18 protein-coding genes are annotated in these 21461 nt (G+C 50.1%); 9 read left to right on the top strand and 9 right to left on the bottom strand.

Annotated features, from left to right (window positions below):
- Positions 1–13 precede the first annotated feature (13 nt).
- The 3 genes from E0D98_RS02875 to blr all read right to left on the bottom strand — a co-directional run bounded on the left by E0D98_RS02875 (position 14) and on the right by blr (position 1153).
- Positions 14–454, bottom strand: coding sequence for a DUF2569 domain-containing protein (locus E0D98_RS02875; protein ID WP_000214176.1), 441 nt, complete (start codon positions 452–454; stop codon positions 14–16).
- 85 nt (positions 455–539) lie between these two features.
- Positions 540–755 carry a transcription modulator YdgT gene (gene ydgT, locus E0D98_RS02870; protein ID WP_000217950.1) on the bottom strand — a complete coding sequence of 72 codons (216 nt, stop codon included), beginning with the start codon at positions 753–755 and terminating at the stop codon, positions 540–542.
- 272 nt (positions 756–1027) lie between these two features.
- Positions 1028–1153, bottom strand: coding sequence for a division septum protein Blr (blr, locus tag E0D98_RS02865; protein ID WP_001300888.1), 126 nt, complete (start codon positions 1151–1153; stop codon positions 1028–1030).
- A 242-nt stretch (positions 1154–1395) separates the two neighbouring features.
- Here blr and E0D98_RS02860 point away from each other — a divergent pair, with 242 nt between their 5' ends.
- On the top strand, positions 1396–2436 hold the full coding sequence (locus E0D98_RS02860; RefSeq protein ID WP_131890486.1) for an oxidoreductase: 1041 nt from the start codon (positions 1396–1398) through the stop codon (positions 2434–2436).
- A gap of 34 nt (positions 2437–2470) precedes the next feature.
- On the opposite strand, the gene add is transcribed toward E0D98_RS02860, so the two are convergent.
- From add to malX, 3 genes are all read right to left on the bottom strand, one after another.
- Positions 2471–3472 carry an adenosine deaminase gene (gene add / locus E0D98_RS02855; RefSeq protein ID WP_000567490.1) on the bottom strand — a complete coding sequence of 334 codons (1002 nt, stop codon included), beginning with the start codon at positions 3470–3472 and terminating at the stop codon, positions 2471–2473.
- A gap of 103 nt (positions 3473–3575) precedes the next feature.
- Entirely contained in the window at positions 3576–4748 is a 1173-nt protein-coding gene (malY, locus tag E0D98_RS02850; RefSeq protein WP_000459406.1) for a bifunctional maltose regulon transcriptional repressor/cystathionine beta-lyase MalY, read from the bottom strand.
- Between the two features lie 9 nt (positions 4749–4757).
- Positions 4758–6350 (bottom strand): PTS maltose transporter subunit IICB, encoded by a 1593-nt coding sequence (malX, locus tag E0D98_RS02845; protein ID WP_050877206.1) that lies wholly within the window; start codon positions 6348–6350, stop codon positions 4758–4760.
- Positions 6351–6524: 174 nt separating this feature from the next.
- Here malX and malI point away from each other — a divergent pair, with 174 nt between their 5' ends.
- The 6 genes from malI to uidC all read left to right on the top strand — a co-directional run bounded on the left by malI (position 6525) and on the right by uidC (position 14125).
- Entirely contained in the window at positions 6525–7553 is a 1029-nt protein-coding gene (gene malI / locus E0D98_RS02840; protein WP_000179513.1) for a mal regulon transcriptional regulator MalI, read from the top strand.
- A 111-nt stretch (positions 7554–7664) separates the two neighbouring features.
- The gene (hdhA, locus tag E0D98_RS02835) at positions 7665–8432 is read left to right on the top strand and encodes a 7-alpha-hydroxysteroid dehydrogenase (protein ID WP_000483362.1); all 768 of its coding nucleotides are present in this window, start codon (positions 7665–7667) and stop codon (positions 8430–8432) included.
- A gap of 228 nt (positions 8433–8660) precedes the next feature.
- Positions 8661–9251, top strand: a complete 591-nt coding sequence (gene uidR / locus E0D98_RS02830; RefSeq protein WP_000969095.1) for a DNA-binding transcriptional regulator UidR — start codon at positions 8661–8663, stop codon at positions 9249–9251.
- A gap of 388 nt (positions 9252–9639) precedes the next feature.
- Entirely contained in the window at positions 9640–11451 is a 1812-nt protein-coding gene (gene uidA, locus E0D98_RS02825) for a beta-glucuronidase (protein ID WP_000945878.1), read from the top strand.
- Positions 11448–12821: a glucuronide transporter gene (gene uidB / locus E0D98_RS02820; protein ID WP_001075893.1), complete on the top strand. Its 1374-nt coding sequence runs from the start codon at positions 11448–11450 to the stop codon at positions 12819–12821. Before uidA ends, uidB begins: the two co-directional genes overlap by 4 nt.
- A 38-nt stretch (positions 12822–12859) precedes the next feature.
- Positions 12860–14125 carry a glucuronide uptake porin UidC gene (gene uidC / locus E0D98_RS02815; RefSeq protein ID WP_001227018.1) on the top strand — a complete coding sequence of 422 codons (1266 nt, stop codon included), beginning with the start codon at positions 12860–12862 and terminating at the stop codon, positions 14123–14125.
- A 225-nt stretch (positions 14126–14350) separates the two neighbouring features.
- On the opposite strand, the gene E0D98_RS02810 is transcribed toward uidC, so the two are convergent.
- Both E0D98_RS02810 and manA read right to left on the bottom strand, forming a co-directional pair.
- On the bottom strand, positions 14351–15859 hold the full coding sequence (locus E0D98_RS02810) for a YdgA family protein (RefSeq protein ID WP_001043339.1): 1509 nt from the start codon (positions 15857–15859) through the stop codon (positions 14351–14353).
- Positions 15860–15959: 100 nt separating this feature from the next.
- The gene (gene manA, locus E0D98_RS02805) at positions 15960–17135 is read right to left on the bottom strand and encodes a mannose-6-phosphate isomerase (RefSeq protein WP_001170701.1); all 1176 of its coding nucleotides are present in this window, start codon (positions 17133–17135) and stop codon (positions 15960–15962) included.
- A 198-nt stretch (positions 17136–17333) separates the two neighbouring features.
- Between manA and fumB the strand changes: the two genes are divergently transcribed.
- Together fumB and fumC are read left to right on the top strand one after the other, a co-directional pair.
- Complete coding sequence (gene fumB, locus E0D98_RS02800) at positions 17334–18980, top strand: class I fumarate hydratase (protein WP_000066628.1); 1647 nt, start codon at positions 17334–17336, stop codon at positions 18978–18980.
- 142 nt (positions 18981–19122) lie between these two features.
- Positions 19123–20526 (top strand): class II fumarate hydratase, encoded by a 1404-nt coding sequence (gene fumC, locus E0D98_RS02795; protein WP_001099124.1) that lies wholly within the window; start codon positions 19123–19125, stop codon positions 20524–20526.
- On the opposite strand, the gene tus is transcribed toward fumC, so the two are convergent.
- Positions 20523–21452: a DNA replication terminus site-binding protein gene (gene tus / locus E0D98_RS02790; RefSeq protein ID WP_000135179.1), complete on the bottom strand. Its 930-nt coding sequence runs from the start codon at positions 21450–21452 to the stop codon at positions 20523–20525. The two genes, fumC and tus, sit on opposite strands and share 4 nt — an antisense overlap.
- Positions 21453–21461 lie beyond the last annotated feature (9 nt).

The raw sequence follows: 21461 nt of genomic DNA, 5'->3' as shown, positions 1-21461 counted from the left end.
AACTGTAAGGTTATTACGGATTCACAAACGTCGCTTTTACCCGCGACGAGCGTTTGAAATAGGGGACGATCAATGCGGTTGCCAACAAAGTAAACAGCAACTGGCGAACGGCTATGCCATCTTCCACGGGTGAAAAAGCGAATGCTTTTACTGCCAGCAATACGGAAATAAGCAGCCAGATAATATAGTGTTTAGGAACACAACGCCGACGTTTAAAGAAAGCGATGGTCAACCACAGTGTGTAATACCACATGGCGATAGCGGTAATAAAAGAAACGCCCCATAAGATTTGTGTCGTCAGTGCTTGTCCGCCGAGCGTTTGAAATGTTTGCGGAGAAGATAACGCAGCGGTATACAGCAACAACGCCAGCGTCGTACTCAACAGAGCGACTAAAAGCCAGGCCAACGGGCCAAGCAACCAGCCTCCAATACGTTGTGGCGTTGTGGTGGTCATAGGTTCTCCAGAATAGCGACGCAAACAGGCAAATCTAATTTTAGGGGCGTTATTATAAGGCTTTTATAACCGATCGCTACTTTCTTTATTGGACATAGTGCCAGACGGACTTCGGTACCTGGCCGAGGTCAAACAAACGCCCGCCAGAAACCAGCTCTGCGCGACGGTGATCGGCAGCACGATACATATTGATCAGTTCCTGATCGTCCGTCAGGGTGTAATTAAGATGGTCGTAGAGTTTTTCCAGACTTTCGAGTGAACTGATTTTGCGAAATTTTAATAAGTAGTCCTGAACAGTCATAAAAGGTCCATAAAATAATTAATACCAAAGGGGTAGGTATTATTAGTGATGATAAAATTTCACCAAAAGTGAACGCTTGTGTTATTACAATAATAAGAATGCGCTGATGGCAAATATTCAGGGATGAAAAACTGCTCTGAAAAGAGTAACGCGCTTTACTATCCCTGACAATCACCAACAACATCGAACAAGATAATAAATTCCTGGTTTAATATCCGACAAGTGAAAACATGCACCCGGACGGGCAGCATGTCGCTCCACAAGTGCAGAGCTTACTTGTGTTGTACCGAAGCACTCTGTTCAGGTGGCTGATAGTTGTCAATGTGACTCGCCACGCCAAGAAGAATGACTGAAACGACAAGAACGATCCAACCTGTTAATTCAATAAGACGATTCATTACAGCCCACATCTCTCTTGATTGATCCATTAACTTCAGGGGGTAAATGTTACTTAGCAATAATAGCTCCAGCAAGATTTTTACTGAGGTTTTTGCGATATTTAGCTTTTGTCGTTGGAAAATTCGCTATTTTTTTGACTTAAGTTAAACAACATCCCTTATTGCTGGCAGGTTATTAAACTGTTGAGCGTGGGTAAAGGATAGTGTCAAATAGCCATCATACTTCAATGAGAGGCAATGACATGAGCGACAACATCCGTGTTGGGTTGATTGGGTATGGTTATGCGAGCAAAACCTTCCATGCGCCCCTGATTGCGGGCACGCCCGGGCTGGAACTGGCGGTAATCTCCAGCAGTGATGAAACAAAAGTAAAAGCCGAGTGGCCAACGGTTACGGTTGTCTCTGAGCCGAAGCATCTGTTTAACGATCCCAACATAGACCTGATTGTCATTCCTACACCCAACGATACCCATTTCCCGTTAGCCAAAGCGGCGCTTGAGGCGGGTAAACATGTGGTCGTTGATAAACCCTTTACCGTGACACTGTCACAAGCGCGAGAGCTGGATGCGCTGGCAAAAAGCCTGGGGCGTGTGCTGTCTGTATTCCATAACCGTCGCTGGGATAGCGATTTCTTGACGCTAAAAGGTTTACTCGCGGAAGGCGTGCTGGGTGAAGTTGCTTACTTTGAGTCTCATTTTGACCGCTTCCGTCCGCAGGTGCGCGATCGTTGGCGTGAACAGGGCGGCCCAGGCAGCGGTATCTGGTACGATTTAGCACCACATCTTCTTGATCAGGCCATTACGCTTTTTGGTTTACCGGTCAGCATGACGGTAGATTTGGCACAGTTACGGCCCGGAGCGCAGTCGACCGATTATTTCCACGCCATCTTGTCCTATCCACAGCGGCGAGTCATTTTACACGGTACCATGCTGGCAGCCGCTGAGTCAGCACGGTATATCGTGCATGGATCCCGAGGCAGTTATGTGAAATATGGCCTCGATCCACAGGAAGAACGTCTGAAAAATGGCGAGCGTCTACCGCAGGAAGACTGGGGCTACGATATGCGTGATGGCGTACTTACCCGCGTGGAAGGTGAGGAACGTGTCGAAGAAACGCTGTTGACGGTGCCTGGGAATTATCCGGCTTACTATGCGGCTATTCGTGATGCGTTAAATGGCGATGGTGAAAATCCGGTTCCGGCAAGCCAGGCAATCCAGGTAATGGAGTTGATTGAGCTGGGCATCGAATCCGCCAAACATCGCGCGACTTTGTGCCTTGCATGAAAAATGGATGGTGCAATTTGCACCATCCATTTTGTTACTTCGCGGCGACTTTTTCTCGCAGTGCGCGTTTTTCCTCAGCGCTGAGGAAAGCCATTTCCAGACCATTAATCTGTGCCTGGCGGATTTGCTCGCGGGATAACCCAGCAGCTGGCGCGGCAACGGTATATTCGTGAATGATATCCACTCCCTGTACGCCGGGATCGTCAGTGTTAATGCTGGCACGAATGCCATGCTCAAGGAACGTTTTCAGCGGATGTGCAGCCAGCTCTGCTACGGTGCTGGTCTGAATATTGGAGGTCAGACAGGATTCAATACCAATTTGTTGCTCGGCGAGAAAATCCATCAGCGCCCGATCTTCAATGGCTTTTACGCCATGTCCAATACGCTCCGCACCCAGTTCACGAATCGCCTGCCAGATGCTTTCCGGCCCGGCAGCTTCGCCTGCATGGACGGTAATATGCCAGCCCGCATCACGCGCGCGGTTGAAGTGAGAAAGGAACAGACTTCCCGGGAAACCAAGTTCATCACCGGCTAAATCAAGTGCGGTAATCTGGTCACGGTGGGCTAAAAAGGCCTCCAGCTCTTGCTGACAGGCGGCTTCGCCGAAGGTCCGGCTCATAATGCCGATAAGCTTCGCCTGCACACCAAAGGTGCGGCAACCTTCACGTACGCCATCGATCACCGCTTCGACAACACCCGCTACAGGCAGCTGATGTGCCATTGCCATGTAGCCTGGTGAAAAACGCAGCTCGACATAGTGCAGGCCGTGACGGGCTGCATCTTCAATGTTTTCAAATGCCACGCGGCGACAGGCATCAAGAGAGGCGAGAACTTTAACGCCCCAGTCAAGTTTGGTCAGAAAGCTCACCAGATCGGGTTCGTTGGCAATGACCTGAACGTGGGGAATCAGTGTTTCCAGGGATTGTGCAGGAAGCGAGATATTATACTGGCGGCCAAGTTCAAGAATGGTCTGGGGACGAATGTTGCCATCAAGGTGGCGATGGATATCAGTTAATGGCAGGGTGGTATCAATCATGGTCGCACTCTTTTTCTGAATATAAAAGTGCGCACCATTATAAAAACAAAGCAGGGTAAAAATCCACGATTGCGCAACGATTTTTTACGTTGCGCAATTGGGGTTAGCGAACAGCGCGGATGGCGTTTATTAATCCAGCCACACCTTTTTCCAGTTTCGAACGTGGGCAGCCGGCATTGAGACGGACAAAACCACGACCTTCTTCACCATAGGTATACCCCGGCATGATCGCGACTTTTTCTTGCTCGATAAGCGCTTTTTGCAACGCGTTGTCGTCAATATTCAACGGACGTAGATCAAGCCAGGCCAGATAAGTGGATTGCGGGATCTGCCAGTTGAGTTCAGGAAACGCGGCGTTCATTTTATCTGAGATATACGTCAGGTTATCTTTCAGATAGACGCGTAAGGCATCCAGCCACGGTGCACCTTGCTGATAGGCGGCGATATGGGCAGTTAACGCCAGTACCGAAGGGGAAGAAAGCCCATCACGTCCTTTCAGTGCCGATAAATAGGCATCACGGCTGCTGCTATTTTCTATAATCCCGTAAGCACCGGTCAGCGCGGGAATATTGAAACTTTTCGAGCCCGACGTCAGCAACGCCCAGTCTCCCCGCGCCACATTACTCCAGGGAATATGCGGCTGCTCGCCCCAGACCATATCCATATGGATTTCATCGGAAATAACCCGCACACCATGACGCTCGCACAGGTCAGCCATGATCTCCAGCTCATCGCACGTCCACACTTTCCCGGTAGGATTCTGTGGGCTACACAGGAGCATAATTTTACATTCTGGTTTCGCCAACACGGCTTCCAGCTTGCCCATATCGCAAAACCAGTCGTCAGCCTGCTTCTCTAAAGCAACGGGCATTACTGTGCGCTGGTTACCTTCAATGGCCTTGTAAAATGCGTCATAGGCGGGCGTGTGGATCACCACGCCTTCACCTGTTTCAGACCACTGACGAATCAGTTCTGAAACCATATAGATGACAGAAGGGCCATACACCACCGTCTGCGTATCAATTGCGGTGTAATGCTGGGTGGAAAACCAGTGGGCAATAGCCGCGAGAAACTCATCGTTTTTCCAGCGGCTGTAGCCAAATACGCCGTGCATCAGGCGCTGATTCAGCGCCTCGATAATGCAGGGGGCAGTGGCAAAATCCATGTCTGAAATCGTGAACGGTAACAGGTCAGCAGTGCCGAAACGGTCAGCGACATAATCCCACTGTGTACACCATGTGCCATGACGATCCACGACCTTTGAAAAATCGAACATATCTTATCCTTATGCCTGGACAGTATGCATCAGACCGGCCATTTCATCTTTTACTGACTGAACTTGTGGCCCGATAACAACCTGCAGGTTATGTTGATTAAGTTCTACTACGCCAATTGCCCGATTGTCCTTCAGTGCCTGCACATTAACAAGCGACATATCTTTCACAGACAAACGCAGACGGGTAATGCAGTTATCGAGGCTGACAATATTGTCGGCACCGCCTAATGCTTCGAGGATTGCAGGAACGTTGTAACCTGATTTACCCGGCGCACCGGCAACGGCTTTTTCGATTGAGCTGGCAACTTCGCTATCGCGCCCCGGGGTTTTCAGATTGAAGCGGGTGATAGCGAAACGGAAGATGACGTAGTAAACGACAAACCAGATTGCCGCCACCACTGGCACCATGTACCACTTGGTTGACAGACCATGCAAAATACCGAACACCACGAAGTCGATGATATTGCCGTCGGTATTACCGATGGTGACGCCGAGCACAGACATGACGGTGAAGCCGAGGCCGGTTAACAGCGCGTGGATGACATACAGAACTGGCGCTACGAACAGGAACAGGAATTCCAGCGGTTCGGTAGTGCCGCCAACGACGCAGGCGATCAGGCCAGAAATCAGCAGACCTTTAATTTTATGGCGATTTTCCGGGCGCGCGCAGTGATACATAGCTAACGCTGCACCCGGCAGACCGCCGAGAAACGCAGGCATTTTACCTTGCGAAAGGAAACGCGTGGCGCTTTCAGAAAAACCGTGAGTGGTCGGGCAACTCAATTGCGCCTGGAAGATGGTCAGTGCGCCGCTGACGGTTTGACCGCAGACTTCCTGCGTGCCGCCTGCGTCGGTAAAGCGAATTAATGCTACCAGAATGTGATGCAGACCAAACGGCAACAGCAGACGTTCACCGGTACCAAACAGCATCGGTCCGAAATCACCCGCGCTGTTTATCATATGGCCCAAGCCGCTAATACCCATGGCGAAAATCGGCCAGACTAATGGAATCACCAGGCCGACAAGGCCCATCACCAGCGAGGAGATAATTGGTACGAAGCGCGTACCGCCGAAGAATGCCAGCGCATCCGGCAGGCGGATATTATGGAAACGCTCATGCAGCATCCAGACGATAATACCGGCGATCACCGCACCGAGGATCCCGGTATCGATCGACTGGATCCCAAGAATGCTCTGGATGTTATTGGCTTTCAGAACCGCGGCATCCGTGGTTGGCAGAATGCCTTTATTGGTCAACCAGAAGTTTACCGCGAGGTTCATTACCGCATAACCGACGAAGCCAGCGAATGCCGCTACGCCTTTATTTTCGCGTGCCAGGCCCAGCGGGATGGCGATACAGAACATGGCAGGCAGGAAACTAAAAGCAAACGAGCCAATCTTACTCATCCAGGTAAAGATAGCCTGCAACACGGGGTTGCCCAGGACCGGGATCAGGGTTATGACATCATGGCTGCTAAGAGAACTACCAATGCCGAGCATAATGCCGCAGAACGACAATAATGCCACGGGTAACATGAAGGTTTTGCCTAACTGCTGGAAGAACTCCCACAGCGTGACTTTCGGTGCTGTTTTCGCCGTCATAAAACGACTCCTCGTAGAGAACAATCTGGATTCAGTAAATTGCGCGAGAAGATAAAACGTTTTATCAAATTTTAGTGAGGCATAAATCACATTACGCAACGATAATAGCGGGTATAAGATAAATAAAAGGTAAAACGTTTTATCTGTCACATAATCAGGGAGTAGGTCATCTGCATGGCTACCGCCAAAAAAATAACCATTCATGATGTTGCGCTGGCTGCGGGCGTGTCGGTAAGTACCGTTTCGCTGGTGCTTAGTGGCAAAGGGCGAATCTCTACCGCCACAGGAGAACGCGTTAACGCCGCCATTGAAGAGCTGGGATTTGTGCGCAATCGCCAGGCGTCGGCGCTGCGCGGCGGGCAAAGCGGCGTCATTGGTTTGATCGTCCGTGATTTATCTGCGCCGTTTTACGCCGAATTGACGGCCGGATTGACGGAAGCTCTGGAAGCGCAGGGACGGATGGTTTTTTTGCTTCACGGCGGTAAAGACGGCGAGCAGCTGGCACAGCGGTTTTCACTGTTACTGAATCAGGGTGTGGATGGTGTGGTAATTGCCGGGGCTGCAGGAAGCAGCGATGACCTGCGACGGATGGCAGAAGAAAAAGCTATCCCGGTGATTTTCGCTTCCCGTGCCAGTTATCTTGATGATGTTGATACGGTTCGCCCGGACAACATGCAGGCTGCACAGTTGTTGACGGAGCATCTCATTCGCAATGGGCATCAGCGGATCGCCTGGCTGGGAGGGCAAAGTTCCTCATTAACCCGTGCAGAACGGGTGGGGGGCTATTGTGCAACTCTACTAAAATTTGGCCTGCCGTTTCACAGCGATTGGGTGCTGGAGTGCACATCCAGCCAGAAGCAAGCCGCGGAAGCTATCACGGCGCTTTTACGTCATAACCCGACCATCAGTGCTGTGGTTTGCTATAACGAAACTATTGCGATGGGGGCATGGTTTGGTTTGCTCAAAGCAGGGCGGCAAAGCGGGGAAAGCGGAGTCGATCGTTACTTTGAGCAACAAGTTTCGCTGGCGGCATTTACCGATGCGACACCAACCACACTTGATGATATACCCGTTACCTGGGCCAGCACGCCTGCGCGGGAACTTGGTACCACACTTGCGGATCGCATGATGCAAAAAATCACCCATGAAGAGACGCATTCACGCAATCTTATTATTCCCGCCCGGCTCATTGCGGCGAAATAATCCTCTCTTTATCTGCTATACCTGGTAGTGTCCTTTCCTCAAGGTTAATGATAAAAAATGTGGCACACAGGCGGTGCCTTTTATTTTTACTGAAGTTCACAGGAGGTTTATGTGTTTAATTCTGACAACCTGAGACTCGACGGAAAATGCGCCATCATCACAGGTGCGGGTGCAGGTATTGGTAAAGAAATCGCCATTACATTCGCGACAGCTGGCGCATCTGTGGTGGTCAGTGATATTAACGCCGACGCAGCTAACCATGTTGTAGACGAAATTCAACAACTGGGTGGTCAGGCATTTGCCTGCCGTTGTGATATTACTTCCGAACAGGAACTCTCTGCACTGGCAGACTTTGCCGTCAGTAAGCTGGGTAAAGTTGATATCCTGGTTAACAACGCCGGTGGCGGTGGTCCTAAACCGTTTGATATGCCAATGGCAGATTTTCGCCGTGCTTATGAACTGAATGTGTTTTCTTTTTTCCATCTGTCACAACTTGTTGCGCCAGAAATGGAAAAAAATGGCGGTGGCGTTATTCTGACCATCACTTCTATGGCGGCAGAAAATAAAAATATAAACATGACTTCCTATGCATCATCTAAAGCTGCGGCCAGTCATCTGGTCAGAAATATGGCATTTGACCTGGGTGAAAAAAATATTCGGGTGAATGGCATTGCGCCGGGGGCAATATTAACCGATGCCCTGAAATCCGTTATTACACCAGAAATTGAACAAAAAATGTTACAGCACACGCCGATCAGACGTCTGGGCCAACCGCAAGATATTGCTAACGCGGCGCTGTTCCTTTGCTCGCCTGCAGCCAGCTGGGTAAGCGGACAAATTCTCACCGTCTCCGGTGGTGGGGTACAGGAGCTCAATTAATACACTAACGAACCGGTAAACAGCCGTATGTGTTGTTTACCGGGATAGCGTGTGCAATTCATCAACGTCTCTGCTAAACAACTGGCAGCCAAATCACGGCTATTGGTTAACCAATAGCTGGATGAAAAGCATACGAATAGAGTGTGCCTTCGCACTATTCAACAGCAATGATAGGCGCTCACCTGACAACGCGGTAAACTAGTTATTCACGCTAACTATAATGGTTTAATGATGGATAACATGCAGACTGAAGCACAACCGACACGGACCCGGATCCTCAATGCTGCCAGAGAGATTTTTTCAGAAAATGGATTTCACAGTGCCTCGATGAAAGCCATCTGTAAATCCTGCGCCATTAGTCCCGGGACGCTCTATCACCATTTCATCTCCAAAGAAGCCTTGATTCAGGCGATTATCTTACAGGACCAGGAGAGGGCGCTGGCCCGTTTCCGGGAACCGATTGAAGGGATTCATTTTGTTGACTATATGGTCGAGTCTATTGTCTCTCTCACCCATGAAGCCTTTGGGCAACGGGCGCTGGTGGTCGAAATTATGGCGGAAGGGATGCGTAACCCACAGGTCGCCGCCATGCTTAAAAATAAGCATATGACGATCACTGAATTTGTTGCCCAGCGGATGCGTGATGCCCAGCAAAAAGGCGAGATAAGCCCAGACATCAACACGTCAATGACTTCACGTTTACTGCTGGATCTGACCTACGGTGTACTGGCCGATATCGAAGCGGAAGATCTGGCGCGTGAAGCGTCGTTTGCTCAGGGATTACGCGCGATGATTGGCGGTATCTTAACCGCATCCTGATCCTCTCATTTCGCGGGCTGGTGATAACTGTGCCCGCGTTTCATACTTTAATTTCCCTGTACAAAATACAATCTAGCCGGGATCGGAGAATTCCCCCCCAAAAATATTCACCGTAGCCATATGTCATGAGAGTTTATCGTTCCCAATATACTCGAACGAACGTTCGGTTGCTTATTTTATGGCTTCTGTCAACGCCGTTTTAAAGATTAATGCGATCAATATCACGCTGTGGGTATTGCAGTTTTTGGTTTTTTGATCGCGGTGTCAGTTCTTTTTATTTCCATTTCTCTTCCATGGGTTTCTCACAGATAACTGTGTGCAACACAGAATTGGTTAACTAATCAGATTAAAGGTTGACCAGTATTTTTATCTTAATGAGGAGTCCCTTATGTTACGTCCTGTAGAAACCCCAACCCGTGAAATCAAAAAACTCGACGGCCTGTGGGCATTCAGTCTGGATCGCGAAAACTGTGGAATTGATCAGCGTTGGTGGGAAAGCGCGTTACAAGAAAGCCGGGCAATTGCTGTGCCAGGCAGTTTTAACGATCAGTTCGCCGATGCAGATATTCGTAATTATGCGGGCAACGTCTGGTATCAGCGCGAAGTCTTTATACCGAAAGGTTGGGCAGGCCAGCGTATCGTGCTGCGTTTCGATGCGGTCACTCATTACGGCAAAGTGTGGGTCAATAATCAGGAAGTGATGGAGCATCAGGGCGGCTATACGCCATTTGAAGCCGATGTCACGCCGTATGTTATTGCCGGGAAAAGTGTACGTATCACCGTTTGTGTGAACAACGAACTGAACTGGCAGACTATCCCGCCGGGAATGGTGATTACCGACGAAAACGGCAAGAAAAAGCAGTCTTACTTCCATGATTTCTTTAACTATGCCGGGATCCATCGCAGCGTAATGCTCTACACCACGCCGAACACCTGGGTGGACGATATCACCGTGGTGACGCATGTCGCGCAAGACTGTAACCACGCGTCTGTTGACTGGCAGGTGGTGGCCAATGGTGATGTCAGCGTTGAACTGCGTGATGCGGATCAACAGGTGGTTGCAACTGGACAAGGCACTAGCGGGACTTTGCAAGTGGTGAATCCGCACCTCTGGCAACCGGGTGAAGGTTATCTCTATGAACTGTGCGTCACAGCCAAAAGCCAGACAGAGTGTGATATCTACCCGCTTCGCGTCGGCATCCGGTCAGTGGCAGTGAAGGGCGAACAGTTCCTGATTAACCACAAACCGTTCTACTTTACTGGCTTTGGTCGTCATGAAGATGCGGACTTGCGTGGCAAAGGATTCGATAACGTGCTGATGGTGCACGACCACGCATTAATGGACTGGATTGGGGCCAACTCCTACCGTACCTCGCATTACCCTTACGCTGAAGAGATGCTCGACTGGGCAGATGAACATGGCATCGTGGTGATTGATGAAACTGCTGCTGTCGGCTTTAACCTCTCTTTAGGCATTGGTTTCGAAGCGGGCAACAAGCCGAAAGAACTGTACAGCGAAGAGGCAGTCAACGGGGAAACTCAGCAAGCGCACTTACAGGCGATTAAAGAGCTGATAGCGCGTGACAAAAACCACCCAAGCGTGGTGATGTGGAGTATTGCCAACGAACCGGATACCCGTCCGCAAGGTGCACGGGAATATTTCGCGCCACTGGCGGAAGCAACGCGTAAACTCGACCCGACGCGTCCGATCACCTGCGTCAATGTAATGTTCTGCGACGCTCACACCGATACCATCAGCGATCTCTTTGATGTGCTGTGCCTGAACCGTTATTACGGATGGTATGTCCAAAGCGGCGATTTGGAAACGGCAGAGAAGGTACTGGAAAAAGAACTTCTGGCCTGGCAGGAGAAACTGCATCAGCCGATTATCATCACCGAATACGGCGTGGATACGTTAGCCGGGCTGCACTCAATGTACACCGACATGTGGAGTGAAGAGTATCAGTGTGCATGGCTGGATATGTATCACCGCGTCTTTGATCGCGTCAGCGCCGTCGTCGGTGAACAGGTATGGAATTTCGCCGATTTTGCGACCTCGCAAGGCATATTGCGCGTTGGCGGTAACAAGAAAGGGATCTTCACTCGCGACCGCAAACCGAAGTCGGCGGCTTTTCTGCTGCAAAAACGCTGGACTGGCATGAACTTCGGTGAAAAACCGCAGCAGGGAGGCAAACAATGAATCAACAACTCTCCTGGCGCACCATCGTCGGCTACAGCCTCGGTGACGTCGCCAATAACTTCGCCTTCGCAATGGGGGCGCTCTTCCTATTGAGTTACTACACCGACGTCGCTGGCGTCGGTGCCGCTGCGGCGGGCACCATGCTGTTACTGGTGCGGGTATTCGATGCCTTCGCCGACGTCTTTGCCGGACGAGTGGTGGACAGTGTGAATACCCGCTGGGGAAAATTCCGCCCGTTTTTACTCTTCGGTACTGCGCCGTTAATGATCTTCAGCGTGCTGGTATTCTGGGTACCGACCGACTGGAGCCATAGCAGCAAAGTAGTGTATGCATATTTGACCTACATGGGCCTCGGGCTTTGCTACAGCCTGGTGAATATTCCTTATGGTTCACTTGCTACCGCGATGACCCAACAACCACAATCCCGCGCCCGTCTGGGCGCGGCTCGCGGGATTGCCGCTTCATTAACCTTTGTCTGCCTGGCATTTCTGATAGGACCGAGCATTAAGAACTCCAGCCCGGAAGAGATGGTGTCGGTATACCATTTCTGGACGATTGTGCTGGCGATTGCCGGAATGGTGCTTTACTTCATCTGCTTCAAATCGACGCGTGAGAATGTGGTACGTATCGTGGCGCAGCCGTCATTGAAGATCAGTCTGCAAACCCTGAAACGGAATCGCCCGCTGTTTATGTTGTGCATCGGTGCGCTGTGTGTGCTGATTTCGACCTTCGCGGTCAGCGCCTCGTCGTTGTTCTACGTGCGCTATGTGTTAAATGATACCGGGCTGTTCACTGTGCTGGTACTGGTGCAAAACCTGGTTGGTACTGTGGCATCGGCACCGCTGGTGCCGGGGATGGTCGCGAGGATCGGTAAAAAGAATACCTTCCTGATTGGCGCTTTGCTGGGAACCTGCGGTTATCTGCTATTCTTCTGGGTTTCCGTCTGGTCACTGCCGGTGGCGTTGGTTGCGTTGGCCATCGCTTCAATTGGTCAGGGCGTTACTATGACTGTGATGTGGGCACTGGAAGCTGATACCGTAGAATACGGTGAATACCTGACCGGCGTGCGAATTGAAGGGCTCACCTATTCACTATTCTCATTTACCCGTAAATGCGGTCAGGCAATCGGAGGTTCAATTCCTGCCTTTATTTTGGGATTAAGCGGATATATCGCCAATCAGGTGCAAACGCCGGAAGTTATTATGGGCATCCGCACATCAATTGCCTTAGTACCTTGCGGATTTATGCTACTGGCATTCGTTATTATCTGGTTTTATCCGCTCACGGATAAAAAATTCAAAGAAATCGTGGTTGAAATTGATAATCGTAAAAAAGTGCAGCAGCAATTAATCAGCGATATCACTAATTAATATTCAATAAAAATAATCAGAACATCAAAGGTGCAACTATGAGAAAAATAGTGGCCATGGCCGTTATTTGCCTGACGGCTGCCTCTGGCCTTACCTCTGCTTATGCGGCGCAACTGGCTGACGATGAAGCGGGACTACGCATCAGACTGAAAAACGAATTGCGCAGGGCGGATAAGCCCAGTGCTGGCGCGGGAAGAGATATTTACGCATGGGTACAGGGAGGATTGCTCGATTTCAATAGTGGTTATTATTCCAATATTATTGGCGTTGAAGGCGGGGCGTATTATGTTTATAAATTAGGTGCTCGTGCTGATATGAGTACCCGGTGGTATCTTGATGGTGATAAAAGTTTTGGCTTTGCCCTGGGGGCAGTAAAAATAAAACCCAGTGAAAATAGCCTGCTTAAATTAGGTCGCTTCGGGACGGATTATAGTTATGGTAGCTTACCTTATCGTATTCCGTTAATGGCTGGCAGTTCGCAACGTACATTACCGACAGTTTCTGAAGGAGCATTAGGTTATTGGGCTTTAACACCAAATATTGATCTGTGGGGAATGTGGCGTTCACGAGTATTTTTATGGACTGATTCAACAACCGGTATTCGTGATGAAGGGGTGTATAACAGCCAGACGGGAAAATACGATAAACATCGCGCACGTTCTTTTTTAGCCGCCAGTTGGCATGATGATACCAGTCGCTATTCTCTGGGGGCATCGGTACAGAAAGATGTTTCCAATCAGATACAAAGTATTCTCGAGAAAAGCATACCGCTCGACCCGAATTATACGTTGAAAGGGGAGTTGCTCGGCTTTTACGCGCAGCTCGAAGGTTTAAGTCGTAATACCAGCCAGCCCAATGAAACGGCGTTGGTTAGTGGACAATTGACCTGGAATGCGCCGTGGGGAAGCGTATTTGGCAGTGGTGGTTATTTGCGCCATGCAATGAATGGTGCCGTGGTGGATACCGACATTGGCTATCCCTTTTCATTAAGTCTTGATCGTAACCGTGAAGGAATGCAGTCCTGGCAATTGGGCGTCAACTATCGTTTAACGCCGCAATTTACACTGACATTTGCACCGATTGTGACTCGCGGCTATGAATCCAGTAAACGAGATGTGCGGATTGAAGGCATGGGTATCTTAGGTGGTATGAACTATCGGGTCAGCGAAGGGCCGTTACAAGGGATGAATTTCTTTCTTGCTGCCGATAAAGGGCGGGAAAAGCGCGATGGCAGTACGCTGGGCGATCGCCTGAATTACTGGGATGTGAAAATGAGTATTCAGTATGACTTTATGCTGAAGTAAGAAATAACGCCGGAGAGAAAAACCTCCGGCGTTTCAGATTGTTGACAAAGTGCGCGTTTTTTATGCCGGATGCGGCGTAAACGCCTTATCCAGCCTACAAAAACTCATAAATTCAAAGTGTTGCAGGTAAAGGTAGGCCTGATAAGCGTAGCGCATCAGGCAATCTCTGGTTTGTTTTCAGATGAAAACGCCGGAGTGAAAATTCTCCGGCGTTTTGGTCGTGAATTACTGCTGCGGAATTGCCGGTACAGCCGGAACGTTAAGAGCTGGCATCGCAAACATGCCAACAAAATCTTCTAACGACATTTTCTGCCCATTTAACGTTATCTGACCGTTAGCATATTGCAGGCTGGTGGTGATGGTATTGTCCTGCAAGGTGGTCAGACGGAACATCTGCCCCATTGCTGATGCACCTTCAACTTGCTGTTTCGCCAGTTTTTTCGCTTGATCTTCCTGATAACCTTCCAGCTTCGCTACCTGAGTCATAAACTCAGTTGCCATATCCACCGGAATGGTCAGTTTCGCATCCAGAGATTTAACCGAGCGGTCCACTTCCTGCGCCAGCGTTTGCGGCGCTTCTTTAGTCGTTGCCGGATCTTTCAGGAACAGCGACAGATTCAGCGCACTTTCACCCTGACTGTTTTTCCAGCTTAGCGGCGCGATAGTAATCACCGGATCGCCTTTCAACATCAGCGGCAGGGCGCTAAAGAAGGCTTCCGTCACTTTCTCCTGATAAAGTTCGGGATTGTTGGCAATTTCTGGCTGTGCCAGCAGCGCCTGAGTTTGCGCGTTATATTGCTGGCTAAACTGATGCCAGGCTTCACCATCAATCTGGCCGACTTTTAAAGTCAGCTTGCCGCTGCCCAGATCCTGATTCTGTACCTTCAGGCTGTTTAGCGAGTAATCCAGTTGGCTATTGATCGTTTTACCATCATTGACCAGATCCGATTTACCGCTGATCTCCATGCCTTCCAGCAGTGCCAGTTCTTTGCCTTCCACCGAAATGGTCATTTTTTCCAGTGACAGTTTTTGGTTTCCTACGCGCTCACCAAAACTTGCCAGCGTGCTGGAACCGTCGGTTTTCAGATTATTAAAGGTCAACTGCACTTTCTGGTTGTATTCGTTAACTGCGTCTATCCGACCACTTTGCGCCTCCCCGGAAAGGGAGATAGCTTTGCCGTCTCTGTCCGCATTTAACTGGAACTCGCCGCCGCTAAAGGCGACTTTTTCATCCTTTTGCTCGTAATTCAGTGGCTTGAGCGAAATATCGGAACTGGAATCACCGCTGTAACCAATGCGCGAGTTAATCTCAAAAGGCGTTTCACCTTTTGCCATATCAAACAGTGGTTTGCTTACTTCGTTATTAACCAGCGTGGTTTGAATTGATGCCATCGACGGGATCAGGTTCAGTTTTTTAAGCTGGGCAAGCGGGAAGGGACCATGATCAACCGATTCGTTGAAGATGACGCTCTGACCGCTTTTAATCCACGGATTTTCTTTCCCGGCAATGGGTTTCACCAACAGTTGCAGCTGACTGCTGAATACGCCGCGATGATAGTTTTGATAACTCACTTCCAGGTTGGATTCAGGAGCGGTCAGTTTGAGTTGCGCGTTCGCCTGCGCGACCATGTCTTCGAGATGGGTTTCAATCTTCTTGCCTGTATACCATGCGCCGCCTGTCCAGACTACGCCTAGCGCAACAATGACGCCTACCGCTACCAGCGATTTATTCATAATGATTATCCATAAAATGAAATCAGGCGGACTGGCCGCCTGAAGGTGTTATAAGCCTTTAATAAGCTTAGCAAGAGATGTTAATTTTTTCAGTAAGCTCTTACAGCTTGTTGTAAACACGCGCTAAACGGCCGTGGCCTTTGACAGTCACCGGTGATTCGTTGGCGGCAATAAACGCTGATTCACCCGGTTTAAGCTGTAACTGCTGAGAACCTTTCCACAACGTTGCATCGCCTTCGACGCAGAACAAAATGGCGGCACTCTGCTGGCTAATGGTGGTTTCTTTATCACTAAGGTCATGCAGCGAGAAGGCAAAATCATCCACTGGAATCGGGAAGTCCAGTTCTGCACCTTGTTTCACCGGCTGGGTCAACAACTGGTTAGCCGGTTTGGCTTCGAATTTCACATTGGCAACCAGTTCCGGAATATCAATGTACTTAGGCGTCAGACCCGCACGCAGCACGTTATCGGAGTTCGCCATCACTTCCAGCGCCACGCCTTGCAGGTAAGCGTGCGGTGTTTCAGCGAACAGGAACATCGCTTCGCCAGGATTCAATTTCACCACATTCAGTAACAGCGGGGAGAACAGGCCGCTGTCTTCCGGGTAAAATTCAGAAATTAAACGAATCGTTTGCCACGGTTCACCCTGCTGACTGTCGAGCGCCGATTTTAAAATCGCCAGCGCGCGGGATTTTTCTTCACCCTGCATATTCAACAGGCTGGCGAACAGTTCGCTTAAACGTTCGGCATTAGGCTGTTGTAAAAAGTGAGCAATTGCCGGATGTGCACCTGCGACTGGCTGGAGTAGGGAGACAATCTCGGAAAACTCACGAAACGCGTTCATCGCAAGGAAAGGCGTCAGCGCAAAAACCAGCTCCGGCTTGTGGTTAGGATCTTTATAGTTACGCTCGGCAGCATCCATCGGGATACCTGCGGCATTTTCTTTGGCAAAACCGATTTCAGAATTGCGTTTGTTTGGATGAACCTGAATGGAGAGCGGCTGTGCTGCGCATAATACTTTGAACAGGAAAGGCAGTTCGCCAAAGCGTTTGGCAACGGCCTCTCCGAGCAGAGTCGATTTATTACTCTCAATCACATCACGCAGTGAAACGATATCTCCGGCGGCATTCTGCACCCGTGAACTGCTTTTCGGATGTGCGCCCATCCACAGCTCGGCCATCGGCTGGCTGGACGGATTTTCCATACCATAAAGTTCAGTCAACGCCGTTTTGCTGCCCCAGGCATAGTTTTGCACTGAGTTAATGAGTTTTTGCATGATCAATCCCTGTTTTAATGTGGAAATTAATCCCGCTATTAAAGCAAGAATCCTACGGGAAGTAACCTGGAGCCGCAAAAAGTCGTACTAGTCTCAGTTTTTGTTAAAAAAGTGTGTAGGATATTGTTACTCGCTTTTAACAGGGCAACGGAACACCCGCCCAGAGCATAACCAAACCAGGCAGTAAGTGAGAGAACAATGTCAAACAAACCCTTTCATTATCAGGCTCCTTTTCCACTCAAAAAAGATGATACTGAGTATTACCTGCTAACCAGCGAACACGTTAGCGTATCTGAATTTGAAGGGCAGGAGATTTTGAAAGTCGCACCCGAAGCGTTAACTCTGTTGGCGCGTCAGGCATTTCATGATGCGTCATTTATGCTGCGTCCGGCTCACCAACAACAGGTGGCCGACATTCTGCGTGACCCGGAAGCCAGCGAAAATGATAAATATGTGGCGCTGCAATTCCTGCGCAACTCCGACATCGCGGCGAAAGGTGTTCTGCCAACCTGTCAGGATACCGGCACTGCGATTATTGTTGGTAAAAAAGGGCAGCGTGTATGGACCGGTGGCTGTGATGAAGCGGCGCTGGCGCGCGGTGTCTATAACACTTATATCGAAGATAATTTGCGCTACTCGCAAAACGCGCCGCTGGATATGTATAAAGAGGTGAATACCGGCACCAATCTGCCAGCGCAGATCGATCTTTATGCCGTTGATGGCGACGAGTACAAATTCCTCTGTATCGCCAAAGGTGGTGGTTCGGCAAACAAGACGTATCTCTATCAGGAAACCAAAGCGTTACTAACGCCGGGGAAACTGAAAAATTACCTGGTTGAGAAGATGCGCACGCTGGGTACGGCGGCCTGTCCTCCGTATCATATTGCGTTCGTAATTGGTGGAACTTCTGCAGAAACTAACCTTAAAACAGTGAAACTGGCTTCCGCTAAATACTATGACGAACTGCCAACGGAAGGGAATGAGCACGGTCAGGCATTCCGCGATGTGGAACTGGAAAAAGAATTGCTGATCGAAGCGCAAAATCTCGGTCTGGGTGCGCAGTTTGGTGGTAAATACTTCGCTCACGACATACGCGTGATTCGCCTGCCACGTCACGGCGCATCCTGTCCGGTTGGTATGGGTGTTTCCTGCTCTGCTGACCGTAATATCAAAGCGAAGATCAACCGTCAGGGGATCTGGATCGAAAAACTGGAACATAATCCAGGTAAATATATCCCTGAAGAGCTGCGTAAAGCGGGAGAAGGCGAAGCGGTGCGCGTTGACCTTAACCGTCCGATGAAAGAGATCCTCGCACAGTTGTCGCAGTATCCCGTTTCTACACGCTTATCGCTTAACGGCACGATTATCGTCGGTCGTGATATTGCTCACGCCAAACTGAAAGAGCGGATGGATAACGGTGAAGGGCTGCCGCAGTACATTAAAGATCATCCGATTTACTACGCGGGTCCGGCCAAAACGCCGGAAGGTTATGCCTCCGGTTCTCTTGGCCCAACGACCGCCGGACGGATGGATTCTTATGTCGATCAACTGCAAGCGCAGGGCGGAAGTATGATCATGCTGGCGAAAGGCAACCGCAGCCAGCAGGTGACGGATGCCTGTAAAAAACACGGCGGCTTCTACCTTGGCAGTATCGGTGGTCCGGCCGCTGTATTGGCGCAGGGAAGTATTAAGAGCCTGGAATGTGTTGAATATCCGGAACTGGGAATGGAAGCCATCTGGAAAATTGAAGTGGAAGATTTCCCGGCGTTTATCCTTGTGGATGATAAAGGAAATGACTTCTTCCAGCAGATACAACTCACACAGTGCACTCGCTGTGTGAAATAAACAGAGCCGCCCTTCGGGGCGGTTTTTTTACATGGCACGAAAGACCAAACATTTGTTATCAAATAGTAAATAATAAGTGAGCTAAAAGTTGCTTAACGAAAGCAAAACAGAAAGAAAAAATTAAACAGGTGAGGTGCAGGCCATGAATACAGTACGCAGCGAAAAAGATTCGATGGGGGCGATTGATGTCCCGGCAGATAAGCTGTGGGGCGCACAAACTCAACGCTCGCTGGAGCATTTCCGCATTTCGACGGAGAAAATGCCCACCTCACTGATTCATGCGCTGGCGCTAACCAAGCGCGCAGCGTCAAAAGTTAATGAAGATTTAGGCTTGTTGTCTGAAGAGAAAGCGAGCGCCATTCGGCAGGCGGCGGATGAAGTACTGGCAGGACAGCATGACGACGAATTCCCGCTGGCTATCTGGCAGACCGGCTCCGGCACGCAAAGTAACATGAACATGAACGAAGTGCTGGCTAACCGGGCCAGTGAATTACTCGGCGGCGTGCGCGGGATGGAACGTAAAGTTCACCCTAACGACGACGTGAACAAAAGCCAAAGTTCCAACGATGTCTTTCCGACGGCGATGCACGTTGCGGCGCTGCTGGCGCTGCGCAAGCAACTCATTCCGCAGCTTAAAACCCTGACACAGACGCTGAGTGAAAAATCGCGTGCATTTGCCGATATCGTCAAAATCGGTCGAACCCACTTGCAGGACGCCACGCCGCTAACACTAGGGCAGGAGATTTCCGGCTGGGTAGCGATGCTCGAGCATAATCTCAAACATATCGAATACAGCCTGCCTCACGTAGCGGAACTGGCTCTTGGCGGTACAGCGGTGGGTACTGGACTAAATACCCATCCGGAGTATGCGCGTCGCGTAGCAGATGAACTGGCAGTCATTACCTGTGCACCGTTTGTTACCGCGCCGAACAAATTTGAAGCGCTTGCGACCTGTGATGCCCTGGTTCAGGCGCATGGCGCGTTGAAAGGGTTGGCTGCGTCACTGATGAAAATCGCCAATGATGTCCGCTGGCTGGCCTCTGGCCCGCGCTGCGGAATTGGTGAAATCTCAATCCCGGAAAATGAGCCGGGCAGCTCAATCATGCCGGGGAAAGTGAATCCAACACAGTGTGAGGCATTAACCATGCTCTGCTGTCAGGTGATGGGGAACGACGTGGCGATCAACATGGGGGGCGCTTCCGGTAACTTTGAACTGAACGTCTTCCGTCCAATGGTGATCCACAATTTCCTGCAATCGGTGCGCTTGCTGGCAGATGGCATGGAAAGTTTTAACAAACACTGCGCAGTGGGTATTGAACCGAATCGTGAGCGAATCAATCAATTACTCAATGAATCGCTGATGCTGGTGACTGCGCTTAACACCCACATTGGTTATGACAAAGCCGCGGAGATCGCCAAAAAAGCGCATAAAGAAGGGCTGACCTTAAAAGCTGCGGCCCTTGCGCTGGGGTATCTTAGCGAAGCCGAGTTTGATAGCTGGGTACGGCCAGAACAGATGGTCGGCAGTATGAAAGCCGGGCGTTAATCCGCAACATACAGGTGCAGCCGTGGAATGATCAAACGAAGCGGCTGCGCCTGTGGTTTATAACGGTGCTGCACATTGTCGGCATCGTAATTTAACAACTCACCAACGTCCGGCACGCGCGCGCCATTATCCCGATTAATCAGTGCAATCAGCGGTGTAGGGCAGGCGTGTTGGACTTGTTTTTGATCTCCTTTGTACCAGACGCGGGCAATCGGCTGCACCTTCACCGGACGTTTGATTTTTAACTTCGCGTTCTGTGGCAGGGCAGCGATATCCTGATACTCTCGCTCCAGTTTTCTTTGCCACTCCTCGCGCGTCCACGGTGCGACACTGCGTGGTGATTTCAGGCTTTTTTCCAGCTGTGCCAGGACTTCATCACGATGCAAATTCTTAATGATATGTTTATTAGCCCAACCAAAGCGTAAAGTGGCGGGGTCGTGCAGAACGGTGAGCGTGCGGTAAGCATTAAGGGTGATCAGCCCCGGCAAATGACGATGCACCCATTCAAAACGTGCCGCGGTGGGGAGTTCTGATTCAACCGTGACGATATGCTCGAACGTGGTCTTGAGTTTATTGATGTGCTGAATATGACTGACCAACGCTGCTTGCGAAAGGTTATCGACCTGGTAACACAACACGCCAGGCAGACGGACAGCGGCCTTGCTGCTGCGATTTTCGGACTGTTGTTGAATAAATAAATGGCGGAAATGACGCAACGCCAGCGACTGCGCGTCGTTGCCGAGATGTTGTTTTACCTCAATACGATTAAGCGGATTATGCTCATCCTCTTTTTTTACCTCCGGCAAAGAGAACACGCGGGCAACCAATAGCTTGTGTTGCTCAAGATGAGCGGCAAATGCAGCCAGCTCTTGTTCCATCTGGCGAAAGGTAGTGTTGAGTCGGTCTACGAGATCGTAACGCGCCATAATATTAAC

It is taken from the genome of Escherichia sp. KCJ4928 (assembly GCF_004352695.1).
In the GTDB taxonomy this organism is placed as follows: Bacteria; Pseudomonadota; Gammaproteobacteria; order Enterobacterales; family Enterobacteriaceae; genus ECMA0423.
This window is presented reverse-complemented; position numbering and strand designations above follow the sequence as displayed.

Bases quoted from the DNA above. Each gene is read 5' to 3' on its own strand.
- E0D98_RS02875 (WP_000214176.1), bottom strand. From the start codon at position 454: ATGACCACCACAACGCCACAACGTATTGGAGGCTGGTTGCTTGGCCCG.
- ydgT (WP_000217950.1), bottom strand. From the start codon at position 755: ATGACTGTTCAGGACTACTTATTAAAATTTCGCAAAATCAGTTCACTC.
- blr (WP_001300888.1), bottom strand. From the start codon at position 1,153: ATGAATCGTCTTATTGAATTAACAGGTTGGATCGTTCTTGTCGTTTCA.
- E0D98_RS02860 (WP_131890486.1), top strand. From the start codon at position 1,396: ATGAGCGACAACATCCGTGTTGGGTTGATTGGGTATGGTTATGCGAGC.
- add (WP_000567490.1), bottom strand. From the start codon at position 3,472: ATGATTGATACCACCCTGCCATTAACTGATATCCATCGCCACCTTGAT.
- malY (WP_000459406.1), bottom strand. From the start codon at position 4,748: ATGTTCGATTTTTCAAAGGTCGTGGATCGTCATGGCACATGGTGTACA.
- malX (WP_050877206.1), bottom strand. From the start codon at position 6,350: ATGACGGCGAAAACAGCACCGAAAGTCACGCTGTGGGAGTTCTTCCAG.
- malI (WP_000179513.1), top strand. From the start codon at position 6,525: ATGGCTACCGCCAAAAAAATAACCATTCATGATGTTGCGCTGGCTGCG.
- uidR (WP_000969095.1), top strand. From the start codon at position 8,661: ATGATGGATAACATGCAGACTGAAGCACAACCGACACGGACCCGGATC.
- uidA (WP_000945878.1), top strand. From the start codon at position 9,640: ATGTTACGTCCTGTAGAAACCCCAACCCGTGAAATCAAAAAACTCGAC.
- uidB (WP_001075893.1), top strand. From the start codon at position 11,448: ATGAATCAACAACTCTCCTGGCGCACCATCGTCGGCTACAGCCTCGGT.
- uidC (WP_001227018.1), top strand. From the start codon at position 12,860: ATGAGAAAAATAGTGGCCATGGCCGTTATTTGCCTGACGGCTGCCTCT.
- E0D98_RS02810 (WP_001043339.1), bottom strand. From the start codon at position 15,859: ATGAATAAATCGCTGGTAGCGGTAGGCGTCATTGTTGCGCTAGGCGTA.
- manA (WP_001170701.1), bottom strand. From the start codon at position 17,135: ATGCAAAAACTCATTAACTCAGTGCAAAACTATGCCTGGGGCAGCAAA.
- fumB (WP_000066628.1), top strand. From the start codon at position 17,334: ATGTCAAACAAACCCTTTCATTATCAGGCTCCTTTTCCACTCAAAAAA.
- fumC (WP_001099124.1), top strand. From the start codon at position 19,123: ATGAATACAGTACGCAGCGAAAAAGATTCGATGGGGGCGATTGATGTC.
- tus (WP_000135179.1), bottom strand. From the start codon at position 21,452: ATGGCGCGTTACGATCTCGTAGACCGACTCAACACTACCTTTCGCCAG.